Annotated in this window: 13 protein-coding genes; 12 read left to right on the forward strand and 1 reads right to left on the reverse strand. The window is 46.3% G+C overall.

What is annotated here, in order from left to right:
- Positions 1–82: 82 nt before the first annotated feature.
- Entirely contained in the window at positions 83–310 is a 228-nt protein-coding gene (locus C3B52_RS10355) for a DUF7660 family protein (RefSeq protein WP_103106004.1), read from the reverse strand.
- 316 nt (positions 311–626) lie between these two features.
- Between C3B52_RS10355 and C3B52_RS10360 the strand changes: the two genes are divergently transcribed.
- The 12 genes from C3B52_RS10360 (at position 627) to yfmH (ending at position 14,235) form a co-directional block, all read left to right on the forward strand.
- Positions 627–1,460 carry a ClpP family protease gene (locus C3B52_RS10360; protein ID WP_103106005.1) on the forward strand — a complete coding sequence of 278 codons (834 nt, stop codon included), beginning with the start codon at positions 627–629 and terminating at the stop codon, positions 1,458–1,460.
- The gene (locus tag C3B52_RS10365) at positions 1,457–1,687 is read left to right on the forward strand and encodes a YlzJ-like family protein (RefSeq protein WP_103106006.1); all 231 of its coding nucleotides are present in this window, start codon (positions 1,457–1,459) and stop codon (positions 1,685–1,687) included. The genes C3B52_RS10360 and C3B52_RS10365 overlap by 4 nt, the downstream gene beginning before the upstream one ends.
- A gap of 122 nt (positions 1,688–1,809) precedes the next feature.
- Positions 1,810–4,191, forward strand: a complete 2,382-nt coding sequence (locus C3B52_RS10370) for an FtsK/SpoIIIE family DNA translocase (RefSeq protein WP_103106007.1) — start codon at positions 1,810–1,812, stop codon at positions 4,189–4,191.
- Between the two features lie 223 nt (positions 4,192–4,414).
- Positions 4,415–5,140 carry a GntR family transcriptional regulator gene (locus C3B52_RS10375; protein WP_103106008.1) on the forward strand — a complete coding sequence of 242 codons (726 nt, stop codon included), beginning with the start codon at positions 4,415–4,417 and terminating at the stop codon, positions 5,138–5,140.
- 58 nt (positions 5,141–5,198) lie between these two features.
- Entirely contained in the window at positions 5,199–6,248 is a 1,050-nt protein-coding gene (locus C3B52_RS10380; RefSeq protein WP_103106009.1) for a BMP family lipoprotein, read from the forward strand.
- A gap of 121 nt (positions 6,249–6,369) precedes the next feature.
- Entirely contained in the window at positions 6,370–7,881 is a 1,512-nt protein-coding gene (locus C3B52_RS10385; protein WP_201264872.1) for an ABC transporter ATP-binding protein, read from the forward strand.
- Entirely contained in the window at positions 7,878–8,951 is a 1,074-nt protein-coding gene (locus C3B52_RS10390) for an ABC transporter permease (RefSeq protein WP_103106011.1), read from the forward strand. Before C3B52_RS10385 ends, C3B52_RS10390 begins: the two co-directional genes overlap by 4 nt.
- A complete protein-coding gene (locus tag C3B52_RS10395; RefSeq protein ID WP_103106012.1) occupies positions 8,951–9,910 on the forward strand; it encodes an ABC transporter permease in 960 nt (319 codons plus the stop codon). Before C3B52_RS10390 ends, C3B52_RS10395 begins: the two co-directional genes overlap by 1 nt.
- Positions 9,911–9,991: 81 nt before the next feature.
- The gene (locus C3B52_RS10400; protein ID WP_103106013.1) at positions 9,992–11,185 is read left to right on the forward strand and encodes a stalk domain-containing protein; all 1,194 of its coding nucleotides are present in this window, start codon (positions 9,992–9,994) and stop codon (positions 11,183–11,185) included.
- 49 nt (positions 11,186–11,234) lie between these two features.
- Positions 11,235–11,390, forward strand: coding sequence for a hypothetical protein (locus C3B52_RS36375; RefSeq protein WP_164684740.1), 156 nt, complete (start codon positions 11,235–11,237; stop codon positions 11,388–11,390).
- Between the two features lie 254 nt (positions 11,391–11,644).
- A complete protein-coding gene (gene yfmF / locus C3B52_RS10405) occupies positions 11,645–12,943 on the forward strand; it encodes an EF-P 5-aminopentanol modification-associated protein YfmF (RefSeq protein WP_103106189.1) in 1,299 nt (432 codons plus the stop codon).
- Positions 12,943–14,235 carry an EF-P 5-aminopentanol modification-associated protein YfmH gene (gene yfmH, locus C3B52_RS10410; protein WP_103106014.1) on the forward strand — a complete coding sequence of 431 codons (1,293 nt, stop codon included), beginning with the start codon at positions 12,943–12,945 and terminating at the stop codon, positions 14,233–14,235. The genes yfmF and yfmH overlap by 1 nt, the downstream gene beginning before the upstream one ends.
- Positions 14,236–14,240: the final 5 nt, after the last annotated feature.

A 14,240-nucleotide genomic window follows, 5' to 3' on the forward strand; every position in this document is an offset into this window, starting at 1 on the left:
AACCTTGCTTAAAGGTTTGCGACTCCTTTTTTAATGTGATGCACCTGTATGGTTTTGGCTAAAAGGGGTACTCATAAAGAGACTATTTAAAATAGTTAGAAGCGTGCAAAATCCTGGAAAAGTCAACGTGAGAAGGAGTCTCGGCTACATTTGATTTTTCAAGCCAGGCAGCCATGGAGTTGAGCAAGGCAAACAAGCTCTCGTTTTTTTGCTTCTCAGGATCTTGCTTGAGCTCCAAAATCATATTTTCAATAAAAGCAAGTAAATCGTCACGTGTATGTGAATGGTCCAATTGTTTTTCAAATTCCATCTGAGTTCCTCCAAAACTATGTTTAGTTATAATTAAATATAATTAGTTATAATTAGATTATAGTAACTATACCTAAATAATCAATTAGGAGTTAAATGTGAAAAGGAAAGACCACGTGACGCGGAAGGAGTTTATTTCCTGCTGTAGAAAAGAAAAGAGTCGTAAGCTTTATATGAATACATCCATGGAATAGTCGGATTGCTCAAGCTGCTGAGATTTGCGCAACCTGCTTTTTCACTTAACTCTTGTGATAGATCGGTGCATTTTTTCCCTTTTCCTTAACCATACTACAGAGGAAAGCGAGGGAGGATCATCCATGTCCAAGCAACAATTTACCGATTTCTTAAATCGGCCGCCTTTTGCGAGTTCGCAATTGAATAATAGGAAAAGCTCTACACCGCTGCTTTCTGCGGCAGAAGAGCAGGAGCCGGCAGCAGAACCGCCTGCGGAAGCCCCTGCTTCGGAGGATTCTAAGAAGAAACTGTTAGACTCTATTACCCAATTGGGTCAAACAAACGTACCACAGCTGGAGAGCAATATTTATTGCATGAGCATCATTGGGCAAGTAGAAGGTCATATTCAACTACCGCCACAAAACAAAACAACCAAATACGAGCATCTCATCCCCCAACTCGTAGCTGCTGAGCAAAATAGCAAAATTGAAGGGGTTCTCGTGATACTAAACACGGTGGGAGGGGATGTAGAAGCAGGTTTGGCAATTGCTGAAATGGTTGCTTCGCTATCCAAGCCGGTTGTTACTCTGGTACTTGGCGGAGGGCATAGTATAGGGGTTCCAATCGCAGTATCAGGAAATTTTTCGTTTATTGCAGAAACAGCAACGATGACGATCCATCCGATACGATTGACAGGACTTGTCATTGGAGTTCCGCAGACATTTGAGTATTTGGATAAAATGCAGGACCGGGTAGTCAGCTTTATCGCTCGCCACTCCGACATTACCGAGGAGAAATTCCGTGAATTGATGACACGCACTGGAGAATTAACGCGCGATATCGGTACGAATGTCATCGGGGTAGATGCGGTGAAATACGGCTTGATAGATGAAGTTGGCGGCTTGGGCAAAGCGCTGAAAAAGCTGAATGAGTTGATCGAGAAAGCCAGAAAAGGGGAAGAGGAGGTCTTGCAATGATCTTGTATTCCATCATCCCCACAGAAACTGTGTTTGAGGGTATGGAGCAGGTCGAAAAACAGGAGCTGAAAGAGATCGTAAACGGCCATGCCACTATGCTTGTTGAACAGACTGGACCGTTTGAGGGACGGATCGTACGACTCATTAGTCCTGACCCGCAAGACTATTTAAAGCCGCACTATGCTCCGGGACAAAAAGTTCGTTTTCAGCCGGAATGGCTAGTCTAAGAAGTCCTGTATTTCTATGAATTTCCTGTGTTATACTAGATGGGTACGAACAGCAGCCGAACAGCAGACGGCTGCCTTTTTACCATTTTGGGTACATAAGTGTGTTAACACAAGGAGGAGGCGTGCCATTGAGTAGGAGAAAACGAGAGAAGTCGCAAGCGGCATTGGCCTCAGTTGTCAAAATAGAGCTGCTGGGACTTCTGATTATTGTCTTATCCTTAATCGGCCTGTTGGAGAGTGGGTGGCTGGGCAAAAATGTCCTAGCCTTTGTATTCCGCTTTATCGCCGGGTCCTGGGACTTTATCATTCCTGTGCTCTTGATCGGAATGGCCGTACATATGATGTTTACCCGTAAAGCACCGCGCCTTACGTATCGCGTACTCGGAATCGTATTAATTGCTGTTGGTATTTTTACGTGGGATCATATGATGCTCTTCAAGCAAATTACTGCTGACGGGAAATTTGCTGAGCAAAGTATTGTCCGAGTGACGTGGGATCGACTTTGGCTTGACCACAGTCAGAAAGTATCGACCACGGGTGTTGGCGGTGGCATGCTTGGTGCCCTCGTGTTTGCTGTTTGTAACGGATTGGTAGGGACGATCGGTACTGGTCTGATCATCGTATTCCTGTTCTTGGTCGGTCTGATGTTTATGTTCAATCTGTCCTATGTGAACATCCTAATGTTCCTAAGAGACAAAATAGCGCAAATGTACGGTAAGGCAAAGGATACGGTAAAAGATTCTGTTCAGCTGCTGCAAGAGGAAAGTGAGAAACGGAAGCAGGAGCAGAAGGACACGCAGGAAGCCCGCAAGCAAAAACAGGAGGAAGAAAAACGTGCGATGCCAGTCAAGGCATTAAAAGACCCCCCATCCCAGCATGCTTACTCAGATGAGGACGACTCTTCGCAAACTCCTGTCATACCAGTGATCCGCGATTTTGCTGACAGGATAGCGATGGATGAGGAGGAACCGTCCGTTGAGAATGAGCAAAAGTCAGTATCAACCCCGACAGCTCCAAAAGCAAGTCAGGAAATCGTGTTTGCTTTGGAGGGGGATGAGGAGATATTAGGCACACTCGAGACGGATCCAGGACAGCCAGTTATTCCTTACGAGCTACCTAGCCTGCAAATGCTTTCGCGTCCTCGGGGAGGAAACACGGGAAAAGATGTGGACCATACGTCCAACGCTGCGAAGCTGGTGCAAACATTAAAAAGCTTTGGAGTGAATGCCACGGTGTCCGAGGTTCATCGAGGACCAGCGGTTACCCGTTACGAGGTGCAGCCTGCTACAGGTGTCAAAGTAAGTCGGATTGTAAGCTTGACCGATGACCTGGCACTCGCTCTGGCAGCCAAAGACATCCGGATCGAAGCACCGATTCCAGGAAAATCGGCGATCGGGATTGAGGTACCGAATTCAGAGGTGGCAGTTGTTTCTTTGCGTGAAGTTTTGGAGGCTCCTGAGTATCAGGATGCACCGGGAAAGCTGACGGTAGCACTTGGACGAGATATCTCGGGCGAGCCGATTGTGGCTGATTTGACGAAAATGCCTCACCTTTTAGTAGCGGGAGCAACGGGTAGCGGGAAGTCTGTTTGTATTAATGGACTCATCATGAGTATCCTGTTCAAAGCCAAGCCCGAAGAAGTCAAGCTAATGATGGTTGACCCGAAAATGGTTGAGTTGAATGTGTATAACGGGATCCCTCATTTGCTGGCTCCGGTCGTGACTGATCCTCGGCGTGCCTCTGTCGCACTGAAAAAAGTTGTGGCCGAGATGGAGCGCAGATATAATTTATTTGCCAAAACCGGTAGCCGTAATATTGAAATGTACAACTCCCAGGTCGAAGGTACACCTTTGCCTTATATTGTAGTCATTGTCGATGAGCTTGCCGACTTGATGATGGTAGCACCTGGCGAGGTTGAAGACGCGATCTGCCGTCTCGCCCAAATGGCTCGCGCATCTGGTATCCATTTGATTATTGCGACACAACGTCCGTCGGTTGATGTCATCACAGGTGTCATCAAAGCCAACATTCCATCCCGTATCGCATTTGGCGTGTCCTCGATGGCGGATTCCCGGACCATTTTGGATATGGGCGGAGCAGAAAAATTGTTAGGTCGAGGGGATATGCTCTCGCTGCCAATGGGTGCTTCCAAACCAGTTCGTGTCCAAGGGGCATTTGTATCCGACAAGGAAGTTGAAGAAGTAGTTCGTTTTGTAAAAGAACAGCAGGAAGCCCGCTACAACGAAGAAATGATTCCAGGAGAAGTACAGGAAGAACAGCCTCAAGCAGTTGACGATGAGTTGTACGACCAGGCTGTACAGATTGTTTCCGAAGCGCAGACAGCGTCTGCATCACTTTTGCAGCGGCGTTTGCGTGTAGGGTATACTCGTGCGGCAAGATTGATTGACATGATGGAAGCAAGAGGGGTAGTGGGCCCTTATGAGGGCAGCAAGCCACGGGAGGTTCGCTTGCCACGACCGTCTATCGAAAGCAATATTTCGTAGTGAAAGAAGCGGTTAAGTAAAATTTTTTTTCTAGTAGGCGAGTAGTCATGCATCTTTTTATGAATGTGCACTTTTATTCATAAATATTTGGCTTGCATGATACTCGCCCCTAGGTTAAAATTCTTAGAGATTGAAGGAAATTGTTGTTATCACGTCTCATACGAATCAGAGGTCTGACGTCCTACCTGTTGGGATGGCTAAAGGACAGCAGGAGTGAATGACAATGAGCATCAAAGGGAATGTTCGATCACTTTGCCTTTTGGTTATGGATAAAATCAAAAGTGATATCGAATCGGGGCAGCTACGTTCAGGAGAACGCCTCCCTTCCGAAGCCGAGCTGTCCAAGCAGTTAGGGGTAAGCAGGGCAACACTTCGCGAGGCACTTCGTCTTCTTGAAGAGGAGAAAATTGTCATTCGTAGACACGGAGTAGGCACCTTTATCAATTCCAAGCCTGTTTTTTCCGGGGGAATTGGGGAACTCTTTAGTGTGACGGATGCAATTGAGCGTCAAGGATATACGGCGGGAACGATGATCCTGAAGACATCCTTTGGCGAGTCTGCAGAAGAAGAGAGAAAACGACTTTCTTTAAATCCGGGCGAAGGCGTACTGATGGTAGAACGCATTCGGACGGCAGATGGAGAGCCAGTGGTTTATTGTGTTGACCGTATCCCTGCTCATCTGGTACCTAAAGGCTATGCCGCAGGTGGAGAGTCTATCTTCAAGTGGCTGGAGAGTGTGACTGGTGTAAGAATCGCTTATGCTATCGCAGAGATTGAACCCATGGGCTACAATGAAAAGGTTTCCAATCTGCTACACTGTGATAAATCTACACCTCTGCTCTTGCTGAAGCAGATTCATTATGACGAAAGTGAACGGCCGGTGCTTTACTCCCACAATTACTTCAGGGCTGACAAATTTCACTTCCACGTCATGCGAAGACGGTTGTAACCGTGGGGGCAACCTCACTCAACAATTTCATTCTACAATAAACAGGGGGTATTCTCAGATGAAGAAAGTTCTATCCGTGCTTTCTGTAGCAACTCTTAGCCTGTCTCTCGTTTTGGCTGGTTGCGGTAGCAAAGAAGCACAACCTCAAGGTCAAACTGGTGCAAACGGAGGAGCAACTGGTTCCGCTCCAACTATTAAAGTCGGTATGGTTACTGACGTTGGTGGGGTAAACGATAACTCCTTCAACCAGAGTGCTTGGGAAGGTCTGCAAAAACTGCAAAAAGATCTGAATCTCCCACAAGACAATGTAAACTACCTGCAATCCACAAGTGATGCTGAGTACGTACCAAACCTGACTCAATTTGTAAAAGACAAATGGGATCTGACTTGGGGTATCGGTTTCTTGATGGGTGACCACCTGAAAAAAGTGGCTACTGAAAATCCAGATTCTAAACTTGCGATCATCGACGCAGAAGTTGACGCACCTAACGTTGAATCCGTTCTCTTCAAAGAGCACGAAGGTTCTTTCCTCGCTGGAGTAGTAGCTGCGAAAATGTCCAAATCGAAAAAAGTTGGTTTCGTGGGTGGTGTTGAAATCCCTGTAATCAAACGTTTCGAATTGGGCTTTGAAGCTGGTGTGAAAGCAGTAGATCCTAGCGTTCAAGTAATCAAAGTATACACAGGTGCATTTGACAAACCAGATGTTGGTAAATCCACTGCATCCTCAATTTATGGCCAAGGTGCTGACATCATCTTCCACGCTTCCGGCGGAACTGGTGATGGCGTATTTAACGAAGCAAAAGACCGCAAAGCTAAAGGTCAAGATGTATGGGTAATCGGTGTTGACAAAGACCAATCCCTGACATTCGGTGATGAAATCACTTTGACTTCCATGGTAAAACGCGTTGATGAAGCAGTATACCTCGTTTCCAAAGACCTGACTGAAGGTAAATTCGAGGGCGGAAAAATCAAATGGCTCGGTCTGGCTGAAGACGGTGTAGGCTTGGCTTCCACTTCCACTAAAAACGTTCCTGAAGACGTTTTGAAACTGGCTGAAGAATACAAGCAAAAAATCGTTAAAGGCGAAATCACTGTACCAGATAAGTAAAATACGTTGAAGCTGCAAACGGACAAGGCTAGTTCGAGCAACTAGCCTTGTTCTTTACCTTCAAACTAGACCCACAAAAACGGGGGGAACATGGTTGAATCCGGTAAAGAATGTTGTTGAAATGCGTGGTATTACCAAGCGTTTCCCAGGGATCATTGCAAATGACAATATTACCTTGTCCGTGAAGCATGGGGAAATTCATGCGCTTCTCGGCGAAAATGGCGCTGGCAAGTCTACCTTAATGAACGTTTTATTTGGTTTGTATCAGCCTGAAGAAGGCGAAATTCTCATTAACGAAAAGTCTGTAAAAATTACAAGTCCGAATGTCGCGAATGAGCTTGGCATTGGGATGGTGCATCAGCACTTTATGCTAGTTGAAACGTTTACCGTAACTGAAAATATTGTTCTTGGAAACGAACCGAAAAACGGGTTGCAGATAGATATTCGACACGCTGAGAAAGAAGTAGAGAAGCTTTCTGACCGCTACGGATTGAAAGTAGATCCACGAGCAAAGATTCAAGATATCTCTGTCGGTATGCAGCAGCGTGTAGAGATTTTGAAAACGCTTTACCGCGGAGCGGATATCCTGATTTTTGACGAGCCTACCGCCGTATTGACCCCTCAGGAGATCCATGAACTTATTGAAATTATGCATAATTTGGTTAAAGAAGGTAAAACGATTATCCTGATCACACACAAGCTAAAGGAAATTATGGCGGTATGTGATGCAGTTACGATTATTCGCAGAGGAAGAGTGATCGATTCTGTATTGATCAAAGACACGAATCCGGATGATTTGGCGGCGAAAATGGTGGGCCGTGAAGTAAACTTCCGCGTCGACAAGATTGAAGCTTCGCCGAAGCAAACAATTTTGGCTGTAGAAAATGTGACTGCGATGGGCAATCGTGGAGTTAATGCACTCAATAACCTGAGCTTAGAAGTACGTGCTGGCGAAATCCTAGGGATTGCTGGTGTAGATGGAAATGGTCAGAGTGAGCTGATTGAAGTATTGACAGGGTTACGTAAAGCAACAAGTGGGCGTGTCCTTCTTAATGGCAAAGAAATCACCAACCAACCTCCGCGCAACATCTCGGAGTCCGGATTGTCCCATATCCCGGAAGACAGACATAAGCGTGGTTTGATTCTTGATTTCACCATGAGTGAAAATATGGTATTGGAAACGTATTTCCATCCTACGTTTAATAAGAACGGTTTTCTCGATTATGGCGCTATTGACAAGCATGCGGCTAAGCTCATCGAAGAGTTTGACGTCCGTACACCGAGTATTTATACTCCGGCTCGCGCTCTATCCGGCGGTAATCAGCAGAAGGCGATTATTGCCCGTGAAGTGGACAAAAATCCAGATCTCTTGATCGCCGCACAGCCAACGCGTGGCTTGGACGTTGGTGCGATTGAGTTTATCCATCGCCGTTTGATTGAACAACGGGATAATGGCAAAGCAGTACTCTTGCTGTCTTTGGAGCTGGATGAGGTTATCAATGTATCTGACCGGATTGCTGTCATTTATGAAGGTCAAATTGTAGGGATTGTCGATGCCAAATCTACAACCGAGCAAGAACTTGGCTTGATGATGTCTGGCGGAAAAGGGCTAGATGGAGGGGAGAAACGATGAATAAAGTGATTGCCGTCTTTACAAAAGAATCGTTCCTCGTTCCTCTCGTTGCAATCATTCTCGGTCTCTTAACCGGGGCTGTGGCCATGCTTGCAGGTGGTTTCAATCCTGTTAAAGCATATGTGGCTCTTTTAGAGAAGGTATTTGGCAGCGCCTATAACTTTGGGGAAACGATACGGCAGATTACACCGCTCATTTTTACGGGTCTGGCTGTGGCATTTGCCTTTCGGACAGGCTTGTTTAACATCGGTGCAGAAGGGCAATTTATCGTTGGGATGGTTGCTTCTACTGCGGTAGGTGTATCATTTGATTTGCCAGCGTATATTCATGCGCCACTCGCAGTCATTGCAGGGGCAGTAGCTGGTGGCTTGTGGGGCTCCATTGCTGGTTATTTAAAAGCAGCTAGGGGAGTAAACGAGGTTATTACAAGTATCATGCTGAACTGGGTAGCGCTCTACTTTGCTAACTGGGTAATGAATGCATTCTATATCCCAGCCGGTCAGCAGCGCTCTGAAATGATCCAGGATTCGGCTGTGATTACGATCAGCTGGCTTTCCGCAATGTTTGACAGTGCTCGTTTGCACTGGGGAACTCTCATTGCAATTCTTGCAGCTATTTTCTTCTACGTCATTCTTTGGAAGACGAAATCCGGTTATGAATTGCGTGCGGTAGGGTTGAATCCGCATGCGTCTGAATACGCGGGGATGAACGTAAATCGCAATGTCGTGAAAGCGATGTTCATTGGCGGTATGTTTGCTGGTATCGGGGGAGCTTGCGAAATCTTGGGCGTCTTCCATTACCAAGCAATTATGACCTCACAGCCTGGCTATGGCTTTGATGGAATTGCGGTTGCGCTGATCGGTGGAAATAGTCCACTTGGTGTTGTTCTCGCAGCGATTTTGTTTGGTATTTTGACGTTCGGTTCCGCAGGTATGAAATTCGGCGCTGGTGTTCCTGTTGAGTTGATTCGGGTGGTAATCGCTTCCGTTATTTTCTTCGTGGCAGCTCACGGAATTGTGAAGATTTTTGTGAAACCAATCTTGAAGAAGAAAAAGGAAGGTGGAAACTGATGGATTGGGGAATAATTCTTAGCAACCTCGTTCATGATACCATCGTGTTTTCCACTGCCTTGATTTTTGCGTCATTGGGTGGACTTTTTTCAGAGCGTTCTGGTGTGGTGAACATCGCACTAGAGGGCATGATGATCATTGGGGCTTTTACTGGTGCGGTCATGACCTTTGCCTTCCAGGATTCACTTGGAAGCTTGGCGCCATGGGTAGGGTTTATAGCTGCGGGTATTGGTGGGGCCATTTTTGCCTTGCCACATGCGGTAGCTTCCGTATCTTTTAAGGCAGACCAGACAGTAAGTGGGGTTGCTTTGAACTTCTTGGCAGCAGGTTTATCCGTTTACTTGACCAAAATCATTTTCAATGGTGCTGGTCAAACAACGACATTGAGCCAAGTATTCGGCAAATGGAGCATCCCAGGTTTGCACGATATTCCTTACTTGGGTCATGCTATTTTTGAAGCGTATCCTACAAGCTACATCGCATTTATTCTGGTGTTTTTGACATGGTTTTTGGTGTTCAAGACTCCGTTTGGCTTGCGACTGCGTGCAGTAGGGGAACATCCACGTGCAGCTGACGCTGTAGGGATCAACGTAAAGAAAATGCGTTATACAGCCGTCATGATCAGTGGTGCTCTTGCTGCATTAGGTGGAGCAACCATTTCTTTGACGACAACAAGTAACTTTTCGCATAATACGGTTTCGGGACAAGGCTTTATTGCGATTGCAGCTTTGATCTTCGGAAAATGGCATCCAGCTGGTGCGATGGGAGCAGCACTGTTCTTTGGTGTCGCTCAAGCGATTAAATCGCTGGTTCAAATCTTCGGATTGACCCAATATGTACCAACGGAGTTTATCTTCATGCTTCCGTACGTATTGACGATTCTTGTTATGGCTGGTTTGGTTGGTCGTTCAAGTGCTCCAGCAGCATTGGGCAAACCATACGATACCGGCTCTCGATAGTTGACATAATTTAGCGTCTAGAACCTGGCTCTTTCTCTGTGCGATAATTTTTATGGTGAAATCGTGCGGGGAGGGAATGAAATGAACCGCTGTCTACATAAGAGCAGCAGACTTCATCGGCCCAGACTTCTAGGCGCTTTTTTTATTTGTCTGAGCCTATATTTTGGGATGCTTGGTGCGAGCGAGGAAGCTGTGGCAGAAGAGCAAGGCCCTACGGTATCTCTGATGGTAAATGGAAAAGGTGTGTTTTCCGACGTACAGCCGCAAAATGAAAACGGACGCATGCTTGTGCCCATTCGCTTTATTGCTGAAGCAACAGGCGCGAAAGTAAGTTATGACGCTGAGAGCAAACAGGTTACGCTCGAACAAAAGGGAAGACGTGTATCGTTAATCGTGGAGAAAAATATCGCTTATGTGAATGGAAAGCACTATACACTTGATGTGCCGCCGAAAATTGTTAGCAATCGTACACTGATTCCCATCCGCTTTGTCAGTGAGGCGCTTGGTTATCGGGTCTATTGGGATCAAATCGCACGGGTCGCACAGATCGAGTCACAGGAGCCAGACGATTCAGTAGCAGTCGTGGGGACAGCAACGAACCCATACGTTGTGCAAGCTGGAGATACCTTGAGTGAAATTGCCAGCCAACATGGCACTACGATGAGTGCGATTAAAAAGAATAACTACTTGTCCTCGGACAACCTGACGATTGATCAGATTTTGTTTCTACCGGATGGATCGAGAAAAGCATTAAACCCGCTTTCCAAAAATGTGGGAGATAGTAAACTACTCGAGAGCAGCTATCACTTTCCATTTAATAATCGCAGCTGGTATGAGCCTTATGGCGACAGCTTTGGCTCTGATCGTGAATGGACCGAAAGTAACAGTGGAAGTGTTCGCAGTCATGAAGGCATTGATATTATGGCGCCAAAAGGTACCCCCGTTTATTCCGTATCGACAGGGACAATTAATCGCATCGGGTGGAACACGTATGGAGGCTGGCGTGTCAATATTACAGACGCATCGGGACAATATCGCATGTATTATGCGCATTTGAGTGCCTATGCTCCTGGATTGCTCATTGGCGATACTATACAGGCAGGACAATTGATCGGGTTTGTAGGTGATACGGGCTACGGTGGGGCAGGAACGGTTGGGATGTTTGCTCCTCATCTACATTTCGGGCTTTACCGGAACGACAACGATCGTGCCATCGATGCTTATGATTACTTGCGATTTTGGGAACAAAATAAAATTGCAAGCCCTTTTTCCTGATGGGACAAACTAGATGAAGAACATCCTTTTTAGAGAGGTGTGACTTCGTATGTGGACATGTCCTTATTGTGGGGGAACTCACGGCTTGCCGTTTCATGACGAGCAGTTGGACGGCATGCTTTGTCTGACTTCCGACTGTGGGCGCTTTGTTGAAGAAAATGTTATGCAGGAAGACGCGAGAGAATGGGACTATACGGATTTGTAAATTTTGGGGGACAAGTCGTGCTGGATTGAAGCAGCGTGACTTGTTCTTTTTTTCTCTTATACATGATCGTTCCTCCTTGATGAGACCTCGATAGAGGTTTTTTATCAGCATATTTGAGCGTGTGATGAGGGGTAGCGTCAGCTCTGCACGCATACGCTGATAAAAGGAAGAAGACATTGGAAGATTCTGATGCTTGATGGCCTGCCAATTGGTTACAATAGAGGGGTAAGCTGATGGAGAAGGGAGAATGGGATATGAGTGGGCAAACAACCGAAATTGCGTTTCAAAGCTCCCAGGTAAACGGGATGAACGTACATATCCTGCCGACCGCCAAGTTCAAAACAACCACCATTGTGACAATGATTGAACAGGCGCTGTCGGAGGAACACGTGACAAAAACGGCGTTACTCGCCATGGTAATGAAACGGGCTACTGCCAGGTTCCCCGAAACGAAACGATTGCGTGCGCATCTTGATTTCCTGTATGGTGCGATCTTTGACGTAGATGTGATGAAAAAAGGGGAGCGTCAAGTCCTGCAAATCTATATGGAGGTGCCGAACGAGAAGTATCTCTCAAAGGATGCGACTCTGTTGGAAGCCGCTATTCAGTTTGTCGGAGACATGCTGACCAGGCCACATGTTGAAAACGGTGCCTTTCTGGAGAAATACGTGACGCAGGAAAAAGAGACTCTCCGCAAGCGAATGGAGAGCCTGATTGACGACAAAATGAAGTATGCCAATCAAAGAGTGACGGAAGAAATGTGCAAGGGAGAGCCATTTTCTCTGCTTGCGCAAGGTAGGGTAGAAGACTTGCCGAATATAACAGGTGAGGATCTCTATACGTATTTCCAAGAACTCACAGCATCCAATCCGATTAATATGTTCGTAGTGGGCGATGTGGAGCCGCAAAATGTGTCTGAAATCATACGCGCCCAGGTTCCTCTTGAGCGCACGAATGTAAAAGCGCTCCAGTTACCCAATACACCAAAACAAGTTTCAGCAGAGCGTGAAGTGATCGATCGATTGGATGTCAATCAAGCGAAGCTCAACATCGGGTGCCGTACGCAAATTACGTACAAAGACGATGATTATCCAGCATTGCTTATGTACAACGGAGTATTGGGTGGATTTCCCCACTCAAAGCTGTTTGTGAACGTGCGTGAAAAAGAAAGCCTCGCTTATTATGCTGTTTCCCGGTTAGAAAGCCACAAGGGCATCCTGATGATGATGTCCGGCATTGATGTCAACAAGTATCAAAGAGCTGTCGAGATTATCAAAGAGCAGCTCGATTTGATGGGAAAAGGAAGCATTTCTGAAGAAGAAATGGGGCTGACGCGCGCTACCTTGAGCAACCAGTTCAGAGAGCTGACAGATAGTGCTCGCGGCATGATTGACTTTACCTACAATGGGGTTATTAGTGGTCGGAAGCGCCAATTAACTGAGCTGCTGCAAGCGATCAACGACGTGACAATTGATGAGATCAAGCAAGTCGCAGATAAAGTGAACATCGACACCATCTATCTCCTGCGGGACAAGAAGGGAGAGGCACAATAATGCAGACGACCGTTTTTGAGCAAGTAAACGAAACCGTATATCACGAAAAGCTGGAGAATGGACTGCAAGTCTATTTAGTTCCAAAGCAAGGGTTCAGTAAGACCTATGCCGTCTTTACTACTCGTTATGGTTCCATCGACAGCCATTTCCGCACGAGGAGCGGGGAAGAAATCAATGTCCCTGACGGCATCGCCCATTTTCTTGAGCACAAGATGTTTGAGAAAAAAGATCGAGATGTCATGCATGAGTTTAGTAAAAATGGCGCGTCCTGCAATGCGTTTACGAGCTTTAATCGGACCGCGTATCTTTTTTCGTGCACGGATAAACTCGATGACAACTTGAATCTTCTCCTCGACTATGTACAGGAACCTTATTTTACGGATGCCAGCGTAGAAAAGGAAAAGGGGATCATTGGTCAGGAAATCACAATGTACGATGATAATCCGGACTGGAAAGTATACATGAACCTGCTCAAGGCCATGTATCAAAAGTATCCGATCAATATCGAGATTGCGGGTACGATTGAAACCATCTCGCATATCACCAAAGAATATCTATATCAATGCTACGAAACGTTTTATCACCCTGCCAATATGCTTCTGCTCGTGGTCGGTTCCTTTGAGCCGGAAGCGATGATGAATTTGATCCGCGAGAACCAGTCGGCAAAGGAGTTTCCGCCTGCACCGCAAATTACAAGAGTATTTCCGGAAGAACCAGCTGCACCTGCTCAGGCAAAAGTAGAAGCGTTTCTGACAGTCGGGCTCCCGAAATGCATGATTGGGATTAAAGAAAGAGAAAATGGAATTACCAAGGAAGCCTTGTTAAAACGTGAGCTGACTACTAAACTGATATTGGACCTTGCGTTTGGCACCAGCTCCGCTGTTTATGAGCGTCTGTACGACAGTGGGTTGATAACGGAAAGCTTTGATTTTGACTACAGCAGCGAGCAGGATTATGCGTATACCATCATTGGCGGCGATACACCTGATCCGGAACGGCTGGTTGAGACCATCAAAGCGGAGATTGAACAATTGAAGCAAGCAGGTATCGATCAGGATGATTTCGAGCGGGCAAAGAGAAAGAAAATCGGTAACTTCTTGCGTTCGCTAAATTCTGTTGAATTTATTGCCAACCAGTTTACCAGCTTCAAGTTTAATGGTAACGATCTGTTTTCCGTGGTGCCGACTCTCGAGTCGATCACCCGCGAAGATGCCTACGAGCGATTGAAAGAACATTTTGTTCCCGAGCAAATAGCTGTTTCGATCGTGCGTTCTGCTTCGCCACAGGAGTAGTGAGC

The organism is Brevibacillus reuszeri (assembly GCF_002897295.1).
Lineage (GTDB): Bacteria > Bacillota > Bacilli > Brevibacillales > Brevibacillaceae > Brevibacillus > Brevibacillus reuszeri_A.

What these genes read in the sequence shown, in the direction of transcription:
- C3B52_RS10355 (WP_103106004.1), bottom strand. Translation starts at nt 310, where the DNA reads ATGGAATTTGAAAAACAATTGGACCATTCACATACACGTGACGATTTA.
- C3B52_RS10360 (WP_103106005.1), top strand. Translation starts at nt 627, where the DNA reads ATGTCCAAGCAACAATTTACCGATTTCTTAAATCGGCCGCCTTTTGCG.
- C3B52_RS10365 (WP_103106006.1), top strand. Translation starts at nt 1,457, where the DNA reads ATGATCTTGTATTCCATCATCCCCACAGAAACTGTGTTTGAGGGTATG.
- C3B52_RS10375 (WP_103106008.1), top strand. Translation starts at nt 4,415, where the DNA reads ATGAGCATCAAAGGGAATGTTCGATCACTTTGCCTTTTGGTTATGGAT.
- C3B52_RS10380 (WP_103106009.1), top strand. Translation starts at nt 5,199, where the DNA reads ATGAAGAAAGTTCTATCCGTGCTTTCTGTAGCAACTCTTAGCCTGTCT.
- C3B52_RS10385 (WP_201264872.1), top strand. Translation starts at nt 6,370, where the DNA reads ATGCGTGGTATTACCAAGCGTTTCCCAGGGATCATTGCAAATGACAAT.
- C3B52_RS10390 (WP_103106011.1), top strand. Translation starts at nt 7,878, where the DNA reads ATGAATAAAGTGATTGCCGTCTTTACAAAAGAATCGTTCCTCGTTCCT.
- C3B52_RS10395 (WP_103106012.1), top strand. Translation starts at nt 8,951, where the DNA reads ATGGATTGGGGAATAATTCTTAGCAACCTCGTTCATGATACCATCGTG.
- C3B52_RS10400 (WP_103106013.1), top strand. Translation starts at nt 9,992, where the DNA reads ATGAACCGCTGTCTACATAAGAGCAGCAGACTTCATCGGCCCAGACTT.
- C3B52_RS36375 (WP_164684740.1), top strand. Translation starts at nt 11,235, where the DNA reads ATGTGGACATGTCCTTATTGTGGGGGAACTCACGGCTTGCCGTTTCAT.
- yfmF (WP_103106189.1), top strand. Translation starts at nt 11,645, where the DNA reads ATGAGTGGGCAAACAACCGAAATTGCGTTTCAAAGCTCCCAGGTAAAC.
- yfmH (WP_103106014.1), top strand. Translation starts at nt 12,943, where the DNA reads ATGCAGACGACCGTTTTTGAGCAAGTAAACGAAACCGTATATCACGAA.